At 71.6% G+C, this 21,517-nt stretch carries 14 protein-coding genes; 11 read left to right on the plus strand and 3 right to left on the minus strand.

Annotated elements, in window-relative coordinates; translation table 11 throughout:
- Nucleotides 1-20 precede the first annotated feature (20 nt).
- On the minus strand, nt 21-1,871 hold the full coding sequence (locus KUM40_RS14845) for a coagulation factor 5/8 type domain-containing protein (protein WP_217166393.1): 1,851 nt from the start codon (nt 1,869-1,871) through the stop codon (nt 21-23).
- Nucleotides 1,872-2,137: 266 nt separating this feature from the next.
- Between KUM40_RS14845 and KUM40_RS14850 the strand changes: the two genes are divergently transcribed.
- From KUM40_RS14850 to KUM40_RS14865, 4 genes are all read left to right on the plus strand, one after another.
- The gene (locus tag KUM40_RS14850) at nt 2,138-3,223 is read left to right on the plus strand and encodes a DUF1996 domain-containing protein (protein WP_217166394.1); all 1,086 of its coding nucleotides are present in this window, start codon (nt 2,138-2,140) and stop codon (nt 3,221-3,223) included.
- A 109-nt stretch (nt 3,224-3,332) separates the two neighbouring features.
- The gene (locus KUM40_RS14855; protein ID WP_217166395.1) at nt 3,333-5,120 is read left to right on the plus strand and encodes a discoidin domain-containing protein; all 1,788 of its coding nucleotides are present in this window, start codon (nt 3,333-3,335) and stop codon (nt 5,118-5,120) included.
- A gap of 44 nt (nt 5,121-5,164) precedes the next feature.
- Entirely contained in the window at nt 5,165-7,840 is a 2,676-nt protein-coding gene (locus KUM40_RS14860; RefSeq protein ID WP_374227381.1) for a glycoside hydrolase family 3 C-terminal domain-containing protein, read from the plus strand.
- A 54-nt stretch (nt 7,841-7,894) separates the two neighbouring features.
- Nucleotides 7,895-8,935, plus strand: a complete 1,041-nt coding sequence (locus KUM40_RS14865; RefSeq protein ID WP_217166396.1) for a LacI family DNA-binding transcriptional regulator — start codon at nt 7,895-7,897, stop codon at nt 8,933-8,935.
- Between the two features lie 691 nt (nt 8,936-9,626).
- On the opposite strand, the gene KUM40_RS14870 is transcribed toward KUM40_RS14865, so the two are convergent.
- Nucleotides 9,627-10,943, minus strand: a complete 1,317-nt coding sequence (locus tag KUM40_RS14870) for an ROK family protein (RefSeq protein ID WP_217166397.1) — start codon at nt 10,941-10,943, stop codon at nt 9,627-9,629.
- A gap of 200 nt (nt 10,944-11,143) precedes the next feature.
- Here KUM40_RS14870 and KUM40_RS14875 point away from each other — a divergent pair, with 200 nt between their 5' ends.
- The 5 genes from KUM40_RS14875 to KUM40_RS14895 all read left to right on the plus strand — a co-directional run bounded on the left by KUM40_RS14875 (nt 11,144) and on the right by KUM40_RS14895 (nt 17,823).
- The gene (locus KUM40_RS14875; protein ID WP_217166398.1) at nt 11,144-12,460 is read left to right on the plus strand and encodes a sugar ABC transporter substrate-binding protein; all 1,317 of its coding nucleotides are present in this window, start codon (nt 11,144-11,146) and stop codon (nt 12,458-12,460) included.
- 61 nt (nt 12,461-12,521) lie between these two features.
- Nucleotides 12,522-13,532 (plus strand): carbohydrate ABC transporter permease, encoded by a 1,011-nt coding sequence (locus KUM40_RS14880; protein WP_217166399.1) that lies wholly within the window; start codon nt 12,522-12,524, stop codon nt 13,530-13,532.
- Nucleotides 13,533-13,554: 22 nt separating this feature from the next.
- Complete coding sequence (locus tag KUM40_RS14885; RefSeq protein WP_217166491.1) at nt 13,555-14,394, plus strand: carbohydrate ABC transporter permease; 840 nt, start codon at nt 13,555-13,557, stop codon at nt 14,392-14,394.
- Nucleotides 14,395-14,438: 44 nt separating this feature from the next.
- Entirely contained in the window at nt 14,439-15,797 is a 1,359-nt protein-coding gene (locus KUM40_RS14890; RefSeq protein WP_308401147.1) for a GH1 family beta-glucosidase, read from the plus strand.
- A 115-nt stretch (nt 15,798-15,912) separates the two neighbouring features.
- Nucleotides 15,913-17,823 (plus strand): discoidin domain-containing protein, encoded by a 1,911-nt coding sequence (locus tag KUM40_RS14895; RefSeq protein ID WP_217166401.1) that lies wholly within the window; start codon nt 15,913-15,915, stop codon nt 17,821-17,823.
- A gap of 47 nt (nt 17,824-17,870) precedes the next feature.
- On the opposite strand, the gene KUM40_RS14900 is transcribed toward KUM40_RS14895, so the two are convergent.
- Nucleotides 17,871-18,689 carry an SAM-dependent methyltransferase gene (locus tag KUM40_RS14900; RefSeq protein WP_217166402.1) on the minus strand — a complete coding sequence of 273 codons (819 nt, stop codon included), beginning with the start codon at nt 18,687-18,689 and terminating at the stop codon, nt 17,871-17,873.
- A gap of 198 nt (nt 18,690-18,887) precedes the next feature.
- Between KUM40_RS14900 and KUM40_RS14905 the strand changes: the two genes are divergently transcribed.
- Together KUM40_RS14905 and KUM40_RS14910 are read left to right on the plus strand one after the other, a co-directional pair.
- A complete protein-coding gene (locus KUM40_RS14905; protein WP_217166403.1) occupies nt 18,888-19,679 on the plus strand; it encodes an SAM-dependent methyltransferase in 792 nt (263 codons plus the stop codon).
- 102 nt (nt 19,680-19,781) lie between these two features.
- Complete coding sequence (locus tag KUM40_RS14910) at nt 19,782-21,461, plus strand: phosphodiester glycosidase family protein (RefSeq protein WP_217166404.1); 1,680 nt, start codon at nt 19,782-19,784, stop codon at nt 21,459-21,461.
- Nucleotides 21,462-21,517: the final 56 nt, after the last annotated feature.

Genomic DNA, 21,517 nt, shown 5'->3' on the forward strand with positions numbered 1-21,517 from the left:
GGGCGGGGGCATCCCCGCACTCAGGGGTACTCCACCACCTTCGACGGCACGGTGTCCGTCCCGGACGTGGGCGAACCCGTGTCGTTGATGACGCACTCGTACTGCCCCTTGCCGCCCAGCGACACGACGAGCAGCCCGTGGAAGCGCACCCCGGACCGGTTCGGCGCGGCGAAGCCGTGGTGCTGCACGATGGACGGGTTCACGTTGTAGTAGCAGTAGCTGCCCATGCCCCAGCCCTCGTGCTCGGTGACCTGGTCGCCGACCTTGTAGGCGGCGTATCCCTTGATCGAGCCGTTCTGGATGGAGGCCTGGTCGGGGGCGTCGTACGCCTTCTCGTTCTGGAAGAAGATCGTGCGGCCCCGCTGCCCGTTCCACTGCACGTCGTACTTGTTGAAGTGCTCCACGAACAGGCCGGTGATCAGGACGTCGTCGCCGTTCACGACCACGCCGTAGTCGGCCCGGTTGGTCTCCCAGCCGACGCCGTCCCCGTGGTCGGCGCGCCACACCCAGGTGTGGTCGACGACGGTGTGCCGGCTGTTGACCACCATGCTGGTGGTGGCCTTGCCGGGGCCCGCACCGCCGATCCGGACGAACACGTCCTGGACGGTCGTCGGGTTGGCCGAGTGGTCCGCGGACGCGCCCTCGGGTCCCACCTCCAGCAGGGTCGCGGAGTTGACCGGGCCCGCGTCCACGAGGAAACCGGCCAGCCGTACGCCGTCGACGTCGGCGACCTTCAGCGCGGCGGCCCCGTTGCCGGGGATGAGCGTGGCGTAGCCGAGGCCCAGGACGACCGTGCCCGCGCGCTTCACCTCGACGGCCTGGTCGACGTGGTAGATCCCCGGCGTCAGCAGCAGGTGGAGGCCCTCCTCCAGCGCCTGGTTGAGCGTGGCCGCCGAGTCACCGGGCTTGGCGACGTAGAACTGCGTGAGCGGCAGTGAGGTGCCGCGCGGGGTGCCGTTGCCCCAGGAGACGCCGCGGGCGTTGGTCCGCTTCTCCGGCAGGAACACCCGGTACTCGTCGCCGTCGAGGTACAGGAAGGGCTTCTCACGGGAGACGGGCGTCGTCTCCAGCGTCGTGTACGGCGGCTCGGGGAAGCTCTGCGCGGGTGCGCCCTCCACACCGGAGAACACCATGTTCCACACGGCGTTGAGCCAGCCGCCGACCGAACTGTCCCGGGTGTACCACTGCTGCTGCGAGTACGGGCCGACCTCGCCGTCGATCCGGCTGTCGGCGATGTAGCCGCCGCTCGCCCAGCCGTAGCCGGCGGGGGCGAGGTTGAGGCCGCCGCGCACGTGCATGCGCCGGAAGGGCGCCGCCTGGGAGACCGCCCAGCGGTTGGTGCCGTTGACCGGGACCAGGGCGAGATTCTCCGCCGAACGCCAGAAGTTCTGCGTGGCGTTGCCGTCGAACCAGCCCGCGTCGACCGTGACGTCGCCGTTGATGGTGGTGTCGTCGGGGGAGAGGCCGAGGCCCGCGATCGAGGTGTAGAAGCCGAGCTGGGCGTTGAGCCCGTTGTAGGTGCCCGGCTTGAACAGCAGCGCGTACCGGCCGGTGCCGAACTGCGCCGACTCCTGCTGCTTGAAGATCTCGTCCAGTCTGCCCTGGATGTTCGCCGTGGACGGGTCGAAGACGATGACGTTCGGCCCGAGATCGCCGCCGCCGGGCAGGGCACGGGGGCCGTCCGCGGAGTCGGAGCCCGAGTTGGAGTTGGAGTTGGAGTCGGCGGAGGCGGCGGCGGCTCCGACTCCGGCCAGCGAGGCCAGTACGGGCGCCGCGGCGGCCGCTCCGAGGAGGACGCGTCGCCGCACGCCGGAGGGCTCGGGCTCGGGCTCGGGCTCGGACGCGGGGGAGTGCGTGGGGGAAGAGGACATGTGGGGCGGCTCTCCTTGTTCGGAAAGTGAACGAAGTGGGGGTGGGGGAGCGCTCTCTGGGTGTGCATGCTTCATCTGCCCCACACGACACGTCAAGAGTTGCGACCGCTTCTTGTGTGCTGCGTTCAACAAGTGGGGGCAATAAGTCGGTTGGTCCGTCCCTCGTTCCTTCTGTCGAATCCCTTGACAGCCTCCCGTGTGCCCTCAACACTCCGAGTCGGGAGAGCGCTCTCCGAGAATTTCCCCGACCTTCCCAGGAGGTCTCCATGCCACGGAGATCGAAAGTTCTGTCCGGCACCCTCGTCGCGAGCGCGTTACTGCTGACCTCGATCGGCATCGGCACGGTCGCCGCCAACGCGAACACCCCGGCCCAGGCACAGCGCGCCGCGCACACCGCGCACACCGGGCACACCATGGCGGTCTCGACCGCCGACTCGCCCGAAGACCCGGACGGCGACGGCTACATCCCCGCGAATCCGCCGGTCACCGGCGTCTCTCCGTCCACGAAGGAGCCGCCGCACCGCTACTTCCACGAGTTCCAGGCCAAGTGCTCGGTCACCCACACCGCGCCCGACGACCCGATCGTCTTCCCGCAGCAGCCCGGCAAGTCGCACGACCACACGTTCATGGGCAACACGACGACCGACGCGAACAGCACCACGGCCTCGCTCGACGCGGGGTCCACCACCTGTCTCGCGCCCGGCGACAAGTCGGGGTACTGGATGCCGACCATGTTCGACGGCGACACCCCGGTGCTGCCGGTGGGCCCGCAGACCATCTACTACAAGGCCGGCGTCACCGACTACACCAGCGTGCGCCCCTTCCCCAAGGGGCTGCGCTTCGTCGTCGCCAGCCCGATGCAGAGCGCCCAGGAGTTCCGCGACCATCCGGGCTTCGTCGAGGGCTGGGAGTGCGGCGACAGCTTCTTCAACGTCGACTTCCCCACCGACTGCCCGGAGCGCCAGGACGTCCAGGTCAACATCCGTTTCCAGGCCCCAAGTTGTTGGGACGGCAAGAACCTGGACACGCCGAACCACAAGAGCCACATGGCGTATCCGGTGGTCAACCCGGGGACCAACAACAACATCTGCCCGGCCGACCACCCGGTCGCCCTGCCGATGATCGAGTTCAAGATGGCCTTCCCGGTCAACGGTGACCTGTCCCAACTGCGGCTGGCCAGTGGCGCGAGCTACACGTTCCACTACGACTTCTTCAACGCCTGGGACGAACCCACCCTGGGCACCATGGTCGACCACTGCATCGTCGGCGGGCTGCAGTGCGACGCGCGCGGCTACGACCAGAACCACCCGGAGGCGGGCGCGGCGCTGAACGAGGACTACGAACTGCCCTGACCCCGCTTTCCCCGCCCTGCCCGCCTCCCCCCACGAGACCGGCCCGGCCGTCCGCACCCCGCCACGGCCGGGCCGCCCCCCATACCCCGCAGACCGGAGACACGCCCCCATGAACCGACCACACACGCCTGCCCGCAGACTCACCCCCACTCGCAGACTCACTCCCGCCCGCAGACTCGCCGCCCCGCTGACCGCCGGACTGCTCACCGTCGGCGCCCTCACCGCCCTGCCGGCCCAGCAGGCGACCGCCGCCGGAAGCGTCGTGAAGGTCACCGGAAGCCAGGGCGCCTGGCAACTGACCGTGGACGGCAGCCCGTACCAGGTCAAGGGCCTGACCTGGGGCCCGTCCCCCGCCGACGCCGACCGGTACATGCCCGACCTGGAATCCATGGGCGTCAACACCATCCGCACCTGGGGCACCGACGCCAGCAGCAAGCCTCTGCTGGACTCCGCAGCCGCACACGGCGTCAAGGTCATCGCCGGCTTCTGGCTCCAGCCCGGCGGCGGACCGGGCAGCGGCGGCTGCGTCAACTACCTGACCGACACCGCGTACAAGGAGCAGATGCTCGCCGAGTTCCCGCGCTGGGTCCAGGAGTACAAGGACCACCCGGGCGTCCTGATGTGGAACGTCGGCAACGAGTCGGTGCTTGGCCTGCAGAACTGCTACAGCGGCGACGAACTGGAGCGCCAGCGTGACGCCTACACCACCTTCGTCAACGACGTCACCAAGAAGATCCACGCCGTCGACCCGAACCACCCCGTCACCTCCACCGATGCCTGGGTCGGCGCCTGGCCCTACTACAAGAAGAACGCCCCCGACCTCGACCTGTACGCCGTCAACTCCTACGACGCCGTGTGCGACGTGCGGACCGCCTGGGAACAGGGCGGCTACACCAAGCCGTACATCGTCACCGAGTCGGGACCGGCCGGTGAGTGGGAGGTCCCCGACGACGCCAACGGCGTACCGAAGGAACCCACCGACCGGGCCAAGGCGCAGGGTTACACCGACGCCTGGAACTGCATCACCGGACACCGGGGCGTCGCCCTGGGCGCGACCCTGTTCCACTACGGCACCGAGTACGACTTCGGCGGCATCTGGTTCAACCTGCTGCCCGCCGGTCAGAAGCGGCTGTCGTACTACGCCGTGAAGGAGGCCTACGGCGGCGACACCTCCGGCGACAACACCCCGCCGGTCGTCGACGGCTTCGGCGTCGAGGGCGACGCGGGCAACGTGCAGGCCGGCAAGGACCTCGTCCTCACGGTGCGCGCGACCGACCCCGACGGCGACGCCATCTCGTACGAGGTGCTGTCCAACAGCAACTACATCGACGGGAACAAGCAGTTGACCACACTCCCCGTCACCGACCTCGGCGGCGGACGCCTGAAGGTCACCGCTCCCGACCGGCCCGGCGTCTGGAAGCTGTACGTCAAGGCCACCGACGGCAAGGGCAACGTCGGCGTGGAGACGCTCTCGGCGCGGGTCGTGCCGCCCGTCGTGGACGGCACCAACGTGGCCCTCGGCAAGGCGGCCACCGCCTCCTCCTTCCAGCCCAGCTACGGCGACTGCCCCTGCACCGCCGCCAACGCCGTGGACGGCAACCCGGACACCCGCTGGGCCAGTGACTGGAGCGACCCGCAGTGGCTCCAGGTGGACCTCGGCACCCGCACGGCCTTCCACCACGTCCAGCTTTACTGGGAGGCCTCCTACGCCAAGGCGTACACCGTCCAGACCTCCGACGACGGACAGAACTGGCAGACCCTGCGCACCGTGACCGACGGCAACGGCGGCGTCGACACCCTCGACGTGACCGGCACCGGCCGCTACGTGCGCGTCAACGGCACCGCGCGCGGCACCGGTTACGGCTACTCGCTGTACGAGTTCGGCGTCTACAGCTAACGCTGAGGCACCCGCGCTGAGGACACAGGGGAGGGGAGACCCGGGTGGGGACGAGCGACAACGACGAGGAGATCGACGGGGAGATCGACGGGGAGATCGACCGGCTGCTCGGCAAACTGACACCGCGCGCCCGCGCGCTGTTGCCGGCCGGCGCCACGACCTGGCGTACCCGGGCGGAACCAGCGGTGGGACTGCGGGAGTTGGTGATGTCCGACGGCCCGGCGGGCGTGCGCGGCCAGTCGTGGGACGAGCGGAACACCTCCGTCCTGCTGCCCTCGGCCTCGGCGCTCGCCGCCACCTGGGACGAACCACTGGTCGAACGCCTCGGCGGCCTCCTCGCCGCCGAGGCCCGGCGCAAGGGTGTGGACGTCCTGCTCGCCCCGACCCTCAACCTGCACCGCAGCCCCCTGGGCGGCCGGCACTTCGAGTGCCTCTCCGAGGACCCCGAGCTGACCGGCCGCGTCGGCGCCGCCCTCATCCGCGGCGTACAGGCCCACGGGGTGGCCGCCACGGCCAAGCACTACGTGGCCAACGACTCCGAGACCGACCGCCTCACCGTCGACGTACGGGTGGGCGAGCGGGCGTTGCGTGAGGTGTACCTCGCCCCCTTCGAGGCGGCGGTGGCCGCCGGGGTGCGGCTCGTCATGGCCGGGTACAACGCGGTCAACGGCACCACCATGACCGCGAGCCCCCTGCTCGCCGACCCACTCAAGAGCGAGTGGGGCTTCGACGGCGTCGTCGTCTCCGACTGGGGCGCCGTGCGCGGCACCCTCGACACCGCCCGCGCCGGACTCGACCTCGCCATGCCCGGACCCGACGGCCCCTGGGGCGGGGCACTGGCCCGCGCGGTGGCCGACGGCGGCGTGCCCGAGGCGGCCGTCGACGACAAGATACGGCGCCTGCTGCGGCTGGCGGCGTGGCTGGGAGCGCTGGGCGGGCGTGATTTGCCCGGGCGTGACTCGCCCGGGCTCGATCCGTCCGGGCGCGCCCCGTCCGGGCCGCTCGGGGCGGGCGCGCTCGACTCGTCCGGGCGCAAGCCGTCCGGGCGCGACTTGTCCGGGCCCGTCTCGTCCGGGAGCGACTCGTCCGGGCGTGTCCCCTCCGGGCCGCTCGGGGCGGGCGCGTGGCCCGGTGTGGAGCGTGCGTCTCTCCTGACCCCGGCGTGCACCCGAGGCAGCCGGGCCCTGGCACGCCGCGCGGTCGCCGCCGGTGCCGTCCTGCTGGCCAATCGCGACGTACTGCCGCTCGACCCCGAGCACCTCGCGACGGTCGCCGTGATCGGCGCGCACGCCGCGCGGACCCGCACCCAGGGCGGCGGCAGCGCGGGCGTCTTCCCACAGGACGAGGTGTCCGTCCTCACCGGCATCCGGGCCGCCCTGCGCGGCCGGGCCCGCGTCGTCCACGTCCCGGGGCCCCGGCCGGACGGTCCCGCACCTCCACTGGACCAGGACGCGTGCACCGACCCGCGCTCCGGCCTGCCCGGCGTCCTGCTGCGGATGCTGGACGCGGACGGCCGCGAGCTGTACGCCGAACGACGGCGCGGCGGACGTCAGTTGGAGCCCCGCCTGGTGCCGGGCGCGCACACCGTCGAGATCGGCGCCCGGCTGCGCCCGCGCACCGCGGGACGCTGGACGCTGGGCGTGGCCGGCTTCGGCCGGATGAGCCTGACCCTGGACGGACACCCTCTGCTGGAGGGCGACTTCCCGCCGCCCACCGACGACCCGGCGGTCGTGCACGTGAACCCACCCGCGCAGTACGCCACGGCCGACCTCGCCGTCGGCCAGGACGCCCTGCTGGTGGCCCGCCGGGAACTGGCACCCGGCACCGGCCGGGCGACCGTCGTCGTCGCGGCCCCACCGGCCCCGGACGTCGCCGCCGCGCTCTCCGAGGCCGCCCGCGCGGCCGGTGCGGCGGACGCGGCGATCGTGGTCGTGGGCACCACCGAGCACGGCGAGTCGGAGGGCTACGACCGTACGAGCCTGGCCCTCGGCGGCACCCAGGACGCGCTGGTCCGCGCCGTCGCGGCCGCCAACCCGCGCACCGTGGCCGTCGTCAACAGCGGCGGCCCGGTGGAACTGCCCTGGCGCGAGGAGGCGGGCGCGGTGCTGCTGGCCTGGTTCCCCGGGCAGGAGGGCGGCGGGGGACTGGCCGACGTGCTCTTCGGACGCGCCGAGCCGGGCGGACGGCTGCCCACCACGTGGCCGGCCGCCCTCGCCGACGCCCCGGTCACCCGCACCCGCCCGGCCGACGGCCGCCTCGACTACGACGAGGGGCTGCACATCGGCTACCGGGGCTGGCTGCGCCACCACCGCACGCCGGCCTACTGGTTCGGTCACGGGCTCGGCTACACGACCTGGGCATACGAGGAGTTGACCGTCCCACCGGTGACCCGGGCCGGGGACGACCTCACCGTGCGCGTGCGGGTGCGCAACACCGGTGCGCGGTCGGGGCGCGAGGTGGTGCAGGTGTACCTCGCGCGGCCCGGGTCGGCGCTCGACCGTCCCATGCGGTGGCTCGCCGGGTACGCGGCGGTGCGGGCGCACCCGGGGGAGACCGTGACGGCGGCGGTGCGCGTCCCGGCGCGGGCGCTCGCACACTGGTCGGTGCCGGAGCACGCCTGGCGCACGGAGGCGGGTCGCTGCCGGGTACTGGCGGGCAGGTCGGCGGGGGACGTGCCGCTGGTCGCGGACCTGGAGGTGGTGCACCCGTCCTCCGCGTGAGGGCGGGGGAGAGCGCTCTACCACGCGCCGGACCTCGCCGGTTAGGGTGCGGGCATGAGCAGACAGGCCCCGACCCTGGAGGACGTGGCCCGGGAGGCCGGCGTCTCCCGGGCCACCGTCTCGCGGGTGGTCAACGGCGTCCGCAACGTGGACCCGGCCATCCAGGACCTGGTCCGCCGGGCCATCGAACGGACCGGGTACGCACCCAACCAGGCCGCCAGGCAGTTGGTCACCCGGCGCACCACGACCGTGGCCCTGGTCGTCTCGGGCGCGGGCGACGCCTCGGACTCCGCACAGAACGCCTTCGCCACCAGGGTGTTCGCCGACCCGTTCTTCGGCCGCGTCGTCGGCGGCGTGGTCGGGCACCTGCGGCCGCGCCGGATGCATCCGGTGCTGATGTTCGCCGAGACGCCCGAGGCCCCGCAGGAGGTCGTGGCGTACCTCAGACAGGGCGGCGCGGACGGCGCGCTGGTGGTGTCCACGCACCCCGACGACCCGCTGCCCGCGCTGCTCGCCGGCGCCGGACTGCCGGCGGTGCTCTTCGCCCGCCCGGGACGCCCGGTGCCGCTCAGCTACGTCGACCTGGCCCACCGCGACGGCGGCCGGCTCGCGGCCGAGCATCTGCTGGAGCGGGGCTGCCGGCGGATAGCCACCGTCGCGGGCCCGCTGGCCGTCGCCGCCAGCCAGGAGCGCCTCGCCGGCTTCCGCGACACCCTGGCCCGGCACGGGCACCCCTACGTGCCGGTGGCCGAGGGCGGCTTCACGGTGGACAGCGGCATGGCGGCGATGACGTCACTGCTCGCCGAACACCCCGAGACCGACGGCGTGTTCACCGCCAACGACCTGATGGCCCAGGGTGCCGTCCAGGTGCTGCGCGATCACGGACGCCGCGTGCCGCAGGACGTCGCGGTCGTCGGCTTCGACGACTCCAGCGTGGCCGTCACCTGCCGGCCCCGGCTGACCACCGTCCGGCAGCCGGTCGAGCAGATGGCGGCCACGATGGCCCGTCTGCTCGACGAACACATCAAGGCCGAGCGCATCGCCCCCACCTCGGTGATCTTCGACCCGGAACTGGTCATACGCGACTCGGCGTAGCCGCCCGCAGGAAGGGGCCGCCGGGAGCGGCGACACCTCGCCATACCGAACCCGGTACGCGAGTCGAACGGCCCGGCAGCCACGCCACACACAGGTACACGCACCCCACCACGCCGGGCCGGGCCGGGCGAACCGCGGTACCCGGGTCCGAGCACCACCTCGCCACGCCGGCACGGCAGCCATGCCGCACGGGGTTCAGGTGCGGCGCCCCGCCCTGTTGGGGTGCAGCGGCGCCCCACCATGCCGACCTCGGCGGTACTGTCGCTCGCCGGGTGCGACGGCAGTGCCGCCGTGTGGGTTCTGGCGGTACGGGAGCCATGCCGCAGGCAGTGGCACCTCACCGCGCGGGGTTCGGATGCGGCGCCCGCTCTGTTGGGTGCGGCGGCGCCCTGCCATGCCGACCTCGGCGGTACTGTCGCCCGCCAGGTGCGAGGGCACTGCCACCGTGTGGGCTCTGGCGGTACGGCAGCCACGCCGAACGCAGTGGCACCTCACCGGCGCGGGGTTCAGGGGCGGCGCCGACCGCCCTGTGGGGTGCGGCGGTGCCCGTCCATGGCGTGCCGAGCCGGACTGCCGTGCCGCCGTGCTGAGCAGCACTCCGCGATGCCGGCCCCCCACCGGCACCCCGCGATGCCGGCCCCCACCGGCACTCCAGCCCGCCCGCACCCCCCGCCCGGCACCTCGCCCCGCCTCACCCCCCGCCCCACTGCCCCGCGAGCCTCCCGCCCAGTGCCGTGCGCCACGCCGGTGTCGGGGCGGGGGAGTCGATCGGCAGGCGGCGGCCGCCGCGGGCGAAGAACGCCGCGAGGGGCAGGATCGCGGCGCCCACGGTCACCGCGTCCGGGCCGAGGCGGCCGAGGGCGATGCCCACCCGTCCGGCGGGGTGCCGCAACGCGTGGGCGAGCGCGTGGGCCCGCACCGACTCGAGGAAGGGCGCGCCGAGTTGCAGCCCGGCCCAGCCGCCCACCAGGATCCGCTCGGGCTGGAAGAGGTTGATCAGGTCGGCCAGCCCCGCGCCCAGGTACTCGGCGGTCTCCGCGAGCACCTCCGCCGCCACCGGGTCCGGTTCGGCCCCGTCCCCGGGGCGGGCGGCGGACAGCAGGGCGGTCAGCGCGGCCTCCTCGTCGGCGCCGGGCGGCGGCTCCCCACCCGCCTCCCGCCAGCGCGCGAGCAGCGCCTCCGCACCGGCGTACGCCTCCAGGCACCCCCGCGCCCCGCACCGGCACCGGCGCCCCCGCACCCGTACCGTCAGATGCCCCCACTCCACCGCACGCCCGTGCTCCACCTCGTCGGTGACGACGCACGCGCCGACGCCGGAGCCGAAGAGCACGACCACGGCGTTGTGCGCCCCGCGTCCCCCGCCGAACCACATCTCGGCCTGCCCCAGCGTCTTGGCGCCGTTGTCGATGAACAGCGGCACGTGCGCGGGAAGCCGGCCCGAGCCGTGCAGCAGGGCCTCCAGCGGGACCGCGTCCCACCCGATGGTCTGGCCGTGCACCAGGGCCCCGCCGGCGCCGCGCTCCACGATCCCGGGGACACCGACGCCGACGCCCAGCAGCTCACCGCCCCCCTGCCCGGGACCGTCGGCGCCGAGCACCTCGGCGACGCCGTCGAGGATGTGCCCGGCGACGACGCCGACGTCGTAGGAGCGTGACCCGTGTCCGGGCAACGCCCGCTCCGTGCGGGCCAGTTCGGACATCGACAGGTCGAACAACTCGACGCGCACGCGGGTCTCGCCCACGTCGACCCCGACGAGGCGCCCCCGGCCCGCCGCGACGCGGACGAGGGTACGGGGCCGGCCCCCGTCCGCGCCGAGGCTGCCCGCCTCCTCCAGCAGTCCGTCGGCCATCAGCTCGGCGACCACGTTGCTGACAGAACCCGAACTCAACCCCGCCGCCGAGCCCAGCGCGAGCCGGCTCATCGGCCCGTCGAAATACAACCGTTGCAGAACGGCGGTGCGGCTCTCCCGCCGCAGGTCACGCACCGTTCGCCCGCTGTGCCTGGCCATCCGGCCCCTTCCCTCGGCGCCCTCGCCCGCCCATCGAACATGCGCGAGACCTTGACGAGTCTTTCTCTCGGGGTTTAACTCACGTCCTAAATTAAGCCATGAGGGGCTTCGGGAAGGAAACAACGACCGAAGCCGCCGTCGGGACTTCCCGATCGACTCCCGACCGACTCCCGACCGACTCCCGGAAGGACCCAGGAGCCATGCGCAGCATCAGAGCCGCGGCCGTAGGCGCCGTCACCATGTCTCTCGCACTCGCCGCCACGGCCTGCGGAGGGGGCTCCTCCTCGGGCGGCGGATCCAACGACTCGCCGAAGGAACTCACCTACTGGGCGTCCAACCAGGGTGCCAGCATCGAGGTCGACAAGAAGGTCCTCCAGCCCGAACTCGACAAGTTCGAGAAGAAGACCGGCATCAAGGTGAAGCTGGAGGTAGTGCCCTGGTCCGACCTGCTCAACCGGATCCTCACCGCCACCACCTCGGGCCAGGGCCCGGACGTCCTGAACATCGGCAACACCTGGAGCGCCTCCCTCCAGGCCACCGGCGCGCTGCTGCCCTGGGACGCCAAGAACTTCGACAAGATCGGCGGCAAGGACCGCTTCGTCGACTCCGCCCTCGGCTCCACGGGCGTCAAGGGCCAGGACCCGGCCGCCGTCCCGCTGTACTCGATGGCCTACGCGCTCTACTACAACAAGCAGATGTTCGCCGACGCCGGCATCACCAAGCCCCCGGCCACCTGGGACGAGCTGGTCGAGACCGGCCAGAAGATCTCCAAGGACGGCAAGTGGGGCCTCGGCGCCGAGGGTTCCAACCTGTCCAACAACATCCACCAGGTCTTCGTCCTCGCCAAGCAGCACGGCGCCGACTTCTTCACCGCCGACGGCAAGCCCGACTTCACCTCCGACGGCGCCGTCGCCGCCGTCAAGCAGTACGTCGACCTGATGGCCAAGGACAAGGTCATCGCGCCCGGCAACGCCGAGTACGCGCAGAACCAGTCCCTCAGCGACTTCGCCAAGGGCAAGACCGCGATGGTGCTGTGGCAGACCGCCTCCGCCACCTTCAAGACCATGGGCATGGAGGACGACGAGTGGGGCGTCGCCCCCGCCCCCGTCCCCTCCGGCACACCCGGCGCCGGCGCCGCCACCAACTCCATGGTCGCCGGCATCAACATGGCCGTCTTCAAGAACACCGACAACGTCGACGGCGCCACCAAGTTCGTGAAGTTCATGACCAGCGACGCCGAGCAGAAGCTCCTCAACAAGGCGTACGGCTCCATCCCGCCGGTCAAGGCCGCCCAGTCCGACCCGGCGTTCAACACCCAGGCCACCGCCGTCCTGCGCGAGACCCTCGCCACCAGTGCCGCCCCGCTGCCCCAGGTGCCCGACGAGTCGCAGTTCGAGACCGCGGTCGGCACCGCCGTCAAGGAACTCTTCGCCGACGCCGCGAACGGACGCGAGGTGACCACCGAGTCCGTCAAGGAGAAGCTCGCCAAGGCACAGCAGCAGATGCCGAACAAGTGAGCACCCCGGCCCCGAACCGCCGCCCACTCCCACCGACTCCGACACGGACACGGACCTCGCCATGACCACCACGACCGCCTCGGCGCAGCCCGGCGAGCGGACGGTCGGCAAGAGCTCCCCCGGGACGGCGCGCGGCCCCCGCCGCCGTCCCGGGCGGATCCGCCGCATCGGCCTGCCCTACCTGCTGCTCCTGCCGGCCCTGCTCCTCGAACTCCTCGTCCACCTGGTGCCGATGGTCATCGGCATCGTGATGAGCTTCAAGGAACTCACCCAGTTCTACATCCGCGACTGGACCACCGCCCCGTGGACCGGCCTCGACAACTTCACCATGTCGGTGGACTTCGACGCCCCCATCGGCAAGGCCCTGCTCCACTCCTTCCTGGTCACCTGCGCCTTCACGATCCTCTCCGTCGGCCTGTGCTGGCTGATCGGCACGGCGGCGGCGATCTGCATGCAGGACGCCTTCCGCGGCCGGGGCCTGCTCCGCGCGATCTTCCTGGTGCCGTACGCCCTGCCGGTCTACGCGGCCGTCATCACCTGGGCGTTCATGTTCCAGCACGACAACGGCCTGGTGAACCACGTCCTGCACGACCAGCTAGGCCTCACCGACAAGCCCTCCTTCTGGCTCATCGGCGACAACAGCTTCATCGCGCTGCTCGTCGTGTCGGTGTGGAAGGGCTGGCCGTTCGCCTTCCTCATCGTCATGGCCGGCCTGCAGAACATCCCCAAGGAGCTGTACGAGGCCGCCGCCCTCGACGGCGCCGGCGTCTGGCAGCAGATCCGCCGCATCACGCTGCCCTCGCTGCGACCCGTCAACCAGGTCCTCGTCCTGGTGCTGTTCCTGTGGACGTTCAACGACTTCAACACACCGTTCGTCCTGTTCGGCAAGGCCGCACCGGAGGCCGCCGACCTGATCTCCATCCACATCTACCAGTCGTCGTTCGTCACCTGGAACTTCGGCGCCGGCTCCGCCATGTCGGTCCTGCTGCTGCTCTTCCTGCTCCTCGTGACGGGCGTGTACCTGTTCCTGACCTCCAGGGGCCCGCGAGGAAGGAAGACGGCCGATGTCTAGGTCCCCGATGTCCAGGTCCCCGATGGCGGCGCCGCGCTCCTTCCTCTGGACCCGCCGCGTCTTCCTCACCCTGCTCACCGGCTTCGTACTGCTGCCGGTGTACGTCATGGTCTCCAGCTCGCTGAAGCCGCTCGAGGACGTCTCCAGCCAGTTCCACTGGCTGCCGAGCAACCTGACCTTCCGCCCGTACATCGACATCTGGTCGACGGTCCCGCTGGCGAAGTACTTCATGAACTCGCTGATCGTGGCGGGCGCGGCGACCGTCTGCTCCGTCGTCATCGCGGTCTTCGCCGCCTACGCCGTCAGCCGCTACGAGTTCCGCGGCAAGCGCGTCTTCTCGGTGACCGTCCTGTCCACGCAGATGTTCCCCGGCATCCTCTTCCTGCTGCCCCTCTTCCTGATCTACGTGAACATCGGCAACGCCACCGGCATCGCCCTGTTCGGCTCCCGCGGCGGCCTGATCCTCACGTACCTGACCTTCTCGCTCCCCTTCTCCATCTGGATGCTGATCGGGTACTTCGACTCGGTCCCGCGCGACCTGGACGAGGCGGCCCTGGTGGACGGCTGCGGACCGCTGCGCGCCCTGTTCAAGGTCGTCGTGCCCGCCGCGATCCCCGGCATCGTCGCGGTGGCCGTCTACGCCTTCATGACCGCCTGGGGCGAGGTCCTGTTCGCCTCGGTGATGACCAACGACGCCACCCGCACCCTCGCGGTCGGACTCCAGGGCTACTCCACGCAGAACGACGTGTACTGGAACCAGATCATGGCCGCCTCCCTGGTGGTGAGCATCCCCGTGGTCGCGGGCTTCCTGCTCCTCCAGCGCTACCTCGTCGCGGGCCTGACGGCCGGAGCCGTCAAATGACCCGCATTTCCCCACCCGCTCTTCCCCAACCCGAAAGGACCTTCGTGACCATCGACTTCGCCGCACTCCCGGACGACTTCCTGTGGGGCACGGCCACATCGGCGTACCAGATCGAGGGAGCCGTGGCCGAGGACGGACGTTCGCCGTCGATCTGGGACACCTTCTCGCACACCCCCGGGAAGATCGACAACAACGACCACGGCGACGTCGCCTGCGACCACTACCACCGCACCCACGAGGACATCGAGCTGATGCGGCGACTGGGCACCAACGCCTACCGCCTCTCCATCGCCTGGCCACGCGTCCTGCCGGGCGGCGACGGCCCCGTCAACGCCAAGGGCCTGGCCTTCTACGACCGGCTCGTCGACGACCTGCTGGCGGCCGGCATCACCCCCTCCGTCACCCTCTACCACTGGGACCTGCCGCAGACGCTCCAGGACCGCGGCGGCTGGCCCGAACGCGCGACCGCCGAGCACTTCGCCTCGTACGCCTCCGTCGTCGCCGAACGCCTCGGCGACCGCGTCGACCAGTGGGCCACCCTCAACGAGCCGCTGTGCTCGGCCTGGATCGGCCACCTGGAGGGCAAGATGGCCCCCGGCTGGACCGACCTCACGGCCGCCGTCCGCGCCTCCTACCACCTGCTCCTCGGCCACGGCATGGCGATGCGGGCCATCCGCGAGGCGGCCCCGAACGCCCAGGTGGGCATCGTCAACAACCTCTCCACCATCCACGCCGCCACCGACCGCGACGAGGATCTGGCCGCCGCCCGCCGCATGGACGGCCACACCAACCGCTGGTGGCTCGACCCCATCCACGGCCGCGGCTTCCCGGACGACATGCGTGAGGTGTACGGCGTCGAACTCCCCGAGCAGCCGGGCGACATGGACCTCATCGGCGGCCGACTGGACTGGCTGGGCCTGAACTACTACTTCCCCCAGACCGTCGCCGCCGACCCCACAGGACCGGCCCCCCACGTCCGCACCGTCCGCCGCCTCGGCGTCCCACGCACCGGCATGGACTGGGAGATCGACGCCGGCGGCATCGAGGACCTGCTGCTGCGCCTGACCGAGGAGTACGGGGCGCGCAAGCTGTACGTCACCGAGAACGGCTCGTCCTTCCCCGACGTGATCCGCCCCGACGGCACGATCGACGACCCCGAGCGCCGGGAGTACCTGACGGCCCACCTCGCGGCCTGCGCCTCCGCGGCCCGCAAGGGAGCGCCGCTGGCCGGCTACTTCGCCTGGTCACTGCTGGACAACTTCGAGTGGGCGTACGGCTACGACAAGCGTTTCGGCCTGGTCCACGTCGACTACGACACCCAGGTCCGCACGATCAAGGGCAGCGGACGGCACTACGCGGACATCATCCGCCAGGCGCGGAAGAGCGAACGCAAGGCGGCCTGACCCGGGGTGGGCGCGGATGCGGGAGTCCGCGCCCACCCCGATCCCCGCCCGTACGGCCGAGCCCACGAATGAGGAATGACAGGTACATGGCAACAAGACATCCGGAGGAGAATCCATGCCATCCCGTACCCCCAGTACCCGTACCCCCCGTACCCCTCGCACCCTCCTGGCCGCCCTCGCCGCACTGACCCTGCTCGCGGCGGGCCCGGTTCTCACCACCACCCCCGCCGCCGCCGAACCGTCCGCCGCGGCGGCAGCCGCCTGGGACACCGACCGCGCGGCCTCCGCCTACACCGCGAACCCCTCCGCGGTCACCGCCTCGGCCAGCGAGAACGCCGGCACCGCCGCCGGTCAGGCCTTCGACGGCAACGGCGGCACCCGCTGGTCCAGCGACTTCACCGACGACGCGTGGATCCGCGTCGACCTCGGGGCGACGATCCGCGTCGACCGCGTGACACTGGACTGGGAGGCCGCCTACGGCAAGAGATACGTCCTGGAGGCCTCGAAGAACGGCACCGACTGGACCCCCTTCTACACGGAGACCGCGGGCACCGGCGGCTCGGTCACCGCGCACACCTACCCGCAGGAGGTGACGGCCCGCTACGTCCGCATGCGCGGCATCGAACGTGCCACCCCCTACGGCTACTCCCTCTACTCCTTCAGGGTCTACGGCGGCGAACCGGCCCCCGCGTCCACCACCCGCGCCAACCTCGCCCTCAACCACCCGGCGTACTCCAACGTCTACCAACACGCGGGCAACTCACCGGCGTTCGTCACCGACGGCGGCTGGCCGGCCGACCTGAACGCCGACGCGACCCGCTGGTCCAGCGACTGGAACGCCGACCGCTGGGTCTCCGTCGACCTCGGCGCGACCTCGACCATCGACACGGTGGACCTGTACTGGGAGGCCGCGTACGCGGTCGACTACGAACTCCAGGTGTCCGACGACAACCGCACCTGGCGCACCGTGTACCGCCCCTCGGCGAGCGAGGTCGCCGCCCGCCGCGCGGACGTGAAGTCCCCGGGCGAGGCGACCGGCCGCCACGACAGCGTCCGCCTCCCGCAGCCCGTCACCGGCCGCTACGTCCGCATGCTCGGCAAGGAACGCCGCTCCTTCTACAACCCCGCCCCGGCGACCGCCCAGTTCGGCTACTCCCTCTACGAGTTCCAGGTCTGGGGCACGGGAGGCAGCGCGGCGGCGGCGTACCCGGCGCTGCCGGGCGAGCAGTCCGGCGCGTACCGGACCACGTTCTTCGACGACTTCACGTCGGGGTCGCTGGACCGCGGCAAATGGCGGGTCGTACGGACCGGCACGGAGATGGGCTCCGTCAACGGCGAGTCACAGGCGTACGTCGACTCCACCGACAACATCCGCCTGGAGAACGGCGCCCTGGTCCTGCGCGCCAAGTACTGCAAGGGCTGCACCCGGGCGGGCGGCGGCACCTACGACTTCACGTCCGGCCGCATCGACACCAACACCAAGTTCGACTTCACGTACGGCAAGGTCAGCGCCCGCATGAAGCTGCCGGTCGGCGACGGTTTCTGGCCCGCGTTCTGGCTGCTGGGCAGCAATGTGGACGACCCCTCCGTGTCCTGGCCCGCCTCCGGTGAGACCGACATCATGGAGAACATCGGCTACGGCGACTGGACCAGCACCGCCCTGCACGGGCCCGGCTACTCGGCGGCCGGCAACGTCGGGGCGCGCCAGGTGTACCCGGGAGGCGGCCGGGCCGACCAGTGGCACACCTACGCGGTGGAGTGGACTCCGACGGGCATGAAGTTCTCCGTCGACGACCGGCTGGTCCAGGAGACGACGCGCAACAAGCTGGAGTCGACGCGCGGCGCATGGGTCTTCGACCACGACCAGTACGTGATCCTCAACCTCGCGCTGGGCGGCGCGTACCCCGCCGGCTGGAACCAGGTCACCAGCCCCTACTGGGGGCTGCCGCAGTCCAGTGTGGACCGGATCGCCGGCGGGGGAGTACAGGCCGAGGTGGACTGGGTGCGGGTGGAGCAGAAGGGGTAGCCGCCCACCGCCCACCCGCCGCCAGTCCGCCGTCGGCGCGCCGCTCGTCAGGCGTCCTTGCGCGCCACCGCGCCGTAGATGCCGATGGGTGGGGCGTCGGGCCGCCGCACCTCCTCCGGGCGCCAGTCGGTGACCCGGACCAGGCCGGGCTCGACCATGGTGAAGTCGCCGAAGAGGTCGAGGACTTCGGCGTGCGGGCGCAGGTTCATGGACGCGGTGGCGCTCTTGTAGACGGCCGCCGCGTCCTCCCGCCGGTCCTCGTGGACGTCGCCGGTCGCGTGCGTCAGCACGAGGTACGAGCCGGCGGGCAGCGCGTCGCGCAGGGTGGCGACGATGCCCTCCGGGTCCTCCGCGTCGGAGACGAAGTGCAGGACGGCCACCAGCAGCACCGCCACCGGCCGGTCGAAGTCGATGACCGCGCGCACCTCGGGATGGTCGAGGATCGCACGCGGGTCGCGCAGGTCGGCCAGGACGACGGCGGTGTCGGGGTCGTCCGACAGCGCGCTGGAGTGGGTGCTGACGATGGGGTCGTTGTCGACGTAGGCGACCCGGGTCTCCGGAGCCACCGCCCGTGCTATCTGGTGCACGTTGGGCTCGGTGGGCAGGCCCGTACCCACGTCGAGTATCTGGCGGACGCCACCCTCGGCGACCACGTGCCGGACCGCGCGGTGCATGAAGTGCCGGTTGGCGAGGACACCCTCCCGCACCTCCGGAGCCGCCTTCATGAACTCCTCGGCCGCCCGCTGGTCGACCTCGTAGTTGTCCTTGCCGCCCAGGAAGTAGTCGTACATCCGGGCAGGGTGGGGCCTGCTCGTGTCGATCCGGTTCGGGTGGGCGGCGCTCTCGCCACCACTCAGGTAGGTCATGCGGCCTGACTCCGTCCTCAACTCGCGGGCCACCCACGGCACAAGCGTGCCCGGTGACTGTCGGAACCTCATCTTGGCATGCCCGCACGCACACCCCCTGACCAGGGCGGAATCCGGTTAGGCTGGCGCCCGCGCACGCCTTGATTCTCTGACCGCGTTTGTTCCGACGGTTTTGTTCCGCGTACGGAGGAGTGTCCTGTGACCGCCCGTATACCCATACCCAGCCCCCGCATCGACACCAGCAAGCCCCACCCCGCACGCGTCTACGACTGGCTGCTCGGCGGCAAGGACAACTACCCCGTCGACCAGCGGGTCGGCGAGACACTCCCCGAGGAGGCGCGGGGCAACGCGGCACGGAACCGTGCGTTCATGCACCGCGCGGCAGCCTGGCTGGCGAACAACGGCGTCGACCAGTTCCTCGACATCGGCACCGGCATCCCCACCGAACCCAACCTGCACCAGATCGTGCAGGCGATCAGACCCGACGCCCGGATCGTCTACGCGGACAACGACCCGATCGTGCTCCGCCACGCGGAAGCGCTGCTGACCAGCAGCCCGGAGGGCGCGACCGACTTCCTCCACGCGGACGTGCGGCAACCCGCCACGATCCTCGAACACGCGAGTGAGGTCCTCGACTTCGACCGCCCCATCGCTCTCTCCCTGATCGCCCTCCTGCACTTCCTGCCCGACGACGAAGACCCGTACGGCCTGGTGCGCACCCTGGTACGGGCGCTCCCCTCCGGCAGCTTCCTGCTCCTCTCGCACGGCACGGCGGACCAGCACCCGGAGCTGAGGCGGGAGACCGAGGCCGCGTACAAGAAGGGCGCGATTCCGCTGCGGATGCGTACCCGCAGCGAGGTGGAACCCTTCTTCGACGGACTGGAACTCGTCGCACCCGGCCTGGTGTTCGCCACCGAGTGGTACCAGGAGGAACCGGCGCCGGCGCGGGAACGCAGCGGCTTCCACGTCGGCGTCGCCCGGGTCGCCTGAGTCACCACGGCCCGGAGACCGCCTTGACGGGAGCCGGAACCGGCAGATACTTGTGCGCAGCATGGGTCGGTCGGTGTCCGTGGTCGGCGCGAGGCGGGACAGATGAAGAAGAGACTGTGTGCCACGGGTGCCGTCCTGGGCGCCCTCACCGCGCTGGCCGCGCTGCCGCAGGCCGCCCAGGCGTCGTCTGCGCCCCCTGGTTCGCCCCCCGGTTCGCCTCCGTCGTCGGTCCGGCGGACCCTCCCTCTGGGCCCCGCCGGCCTCCCCGAGAGCCGCACCACGACCACCCTCCAGCCGGGCGTCACCCTCACCCGCATCGTGCGCGGCACCACCGACGACCCGGCACTCCACTGGACCGTCGAGGTCGCCATCCCCGGCGGCGAGACCTCACCGGACCCCGACGCACCGCCGACGGCCCTCAAGGACAGGGCGAGCGCCGACGAACTGGCCGCCGGTCTGCGCCGCGACGGCTTCGAAGCCCGCGTGGAGGAGGTGACGACACCGGCCACGGCCGACTACACCGGCGGCACCCTCGGCTGGCGGGTCCGCATCGGAACGTTCGACTCACAGGCCACCGCGACGGCCGAACGCACCCGCCTGAGGGCGGCCGGGTACACGGGATCGGCCGTCTACACCGGCTGGGACGGCGAGGCCACCGACCGCGGTCCGTGGCACGTGGACGTCCTCACGATCGACCCGCGCCGATTTCGCGGCAGCCTGGACGCGTCGTACGGCCCGGACCTGGAGAACCGCGAGACGACCACCCAACTCTCGGCGTCCGCCGGCGCGACCGCCGCGGTCAACGCCGGCTTCTTCGTCCTCGACCCCAGGGCGGGCGCACCGGGTGACCCGGCCGGAGTGGGCGTCTACGACGGACGCCTGCTGAGCGAACCGGTGGCCGGCCGCCCCAGCCTCGTCGTCCACGACAACGGCCGCCGCACGCAGATCACCCGCCTCACCTGGCAGGGCCGGGTCACCGGCCGCACGGCCTCCCGCCACCTGAACGGCATCAACCGAGTACCCGGCCTGATCAGGAGCTGCGGCGGCACCGAGGGCGACATCCCGACGTCCCTGCCGCTGCACGACGTGACCTGCACCAACCCCGACGAGTTGGTCACCTTCACCCCGGACTTCGGCGGACACACACCACAGGGTGAGGGCCTGGAGGCCGTACTGGACGCCCACGACCGCGTCGTGGAACTGCGCTCACCACGCGGCGGCACACTCCCGCCGGGCGGCAGCTCCGTCCAGGCGACGGGCGAACGCGTCGCCGACCTGACCGCCATGGCCCGCGTCGGCGACCGTCTGCGCGTCAGCATGACCCTGCTGGACGAACGCGGCCACCGCGTCTCCACCTCACCCCGCACCGACATCGTCAACGGCGGCCCCGAACTGGTCCGCGACGGACGTATCCACGTCACCCCCGCCACCGACGGCATGGTGCACCCCGGCGACCCGAGCTGGTACTACGGCTGGGTCCACAAGCGCAACCCACGCACCCTGGCCGGGGTCGACGCCGCGGGCCGCACCGTCCTCGTCACCGCCGACGGACGCAGCACGGACTCCCTCGGCCTCAGCATCGGCGAGAGCGCTCGGGTCGCGAAGTCACTCGGCCTGCGCGAAGCGGTCAACCTGGACGGCGGCGGCTCGACGACGATGGTGGCCAACGGCGCCGTACTCAACAACCCGTCGGACGCCACGGGCGAACGCCCGGTCGGCGACGCCCTGCTGATCCTGCCGCCCCGCAGGCACGCCCCCGAAACCGCGCGCGCCACCGACTGACACACGAACCCGAAGCCTCCACACCCCTGCCCCCTCCACCCGCCTCCACCCCACTC

It is taken from the genome of Streptomyces sp. AC512_CC834, from assembly GCF_019049325.1.
GTDB lineage: Bacteria > Actinomycetota > Actinomycetes > Streptomycetales > Streptomycetaceae > Streptomyces.

Bases quoted from the DNA above. Each gene is read 5' to 3' on its own strand.
- KUM40_RS14885 (WP_217166491.1), top strand. From the start codon at position 13,555: ATGGCGGCGCCGCGCTCCTTCCTCTGGACCCGCCGCGTCTTCCTCACC.
- KUM40_RS14900 (WP_217166402.1), bottom strand. From the start codon at position 18,689: ATGACCTACCTGAGTGGTGGCGAGAGCGCCGCCCACCCGAACCGGATC.
- KUM40_RS14910 (WP_217166404.1), top strand. From the start codon at position 19,782: ATGAAGAAGAGACTGTGTGCCACGGGTGCCGTCCTGGGCGCCCTCACC.
- KUM40_RS14855 (WP_217166395.1), top strand. From the start codon at position 3,333: ATGAACCGACCACACACGCCTGCCCGCAGACTCACCCCCACTCGCAGA.
- KUM40_RS14870 (WP_217166397.1), bottom strand. From the start codon at position 10,943: ATGGCCAGGCACAGCGGGCGAACGGTGCGTGACCTGCGGCGGGAGAGC.
- KUM40_RS14895 (WP_217166401.1), top strand. From the start codon at position 15,913: ATGCCATCCCGTACCCCCAGTACCCGTACCCCCCGTACCCCTCGCACC.
- KUM40_RS14865 (WP_217166396.1), top strand. From the start codon at position 7,895: ATGAGCAGACAGGCCCCGACCCTGGAGGACGTGGCCCGGGAGGCCGGC.
- KUM40_RS14880 (WP_217166399.1), top strand. From the start codon at position 12,522: ATGACCACCACGACCGCCTCGGCGCAGCCCGGCGAGCGGACGGTCGGC.
- KUM40_RS14850 (WP_217166394.1), top strand. From the start codon at position 2,138: ATGCCACGGAGATCGAAAGTTCTGTCCGGCACCCTCGTCGCGAGCGCG.
- KUM40_RS14875 (WP_217166398.1), top strand. From the start codon at position 11,144: ATGCGCAGCATCAGAGCCGCGGCCGTAGGCGCCGTCACCATGTCTCTC.
- KUM40_RS14845 (WP_217166393.1), bottom strand. From the start codon at position 1,871: ATGTCCTCTTCCCCCACGCACTCCCCCGCGTCCGAGCCCGAGCCCGAG.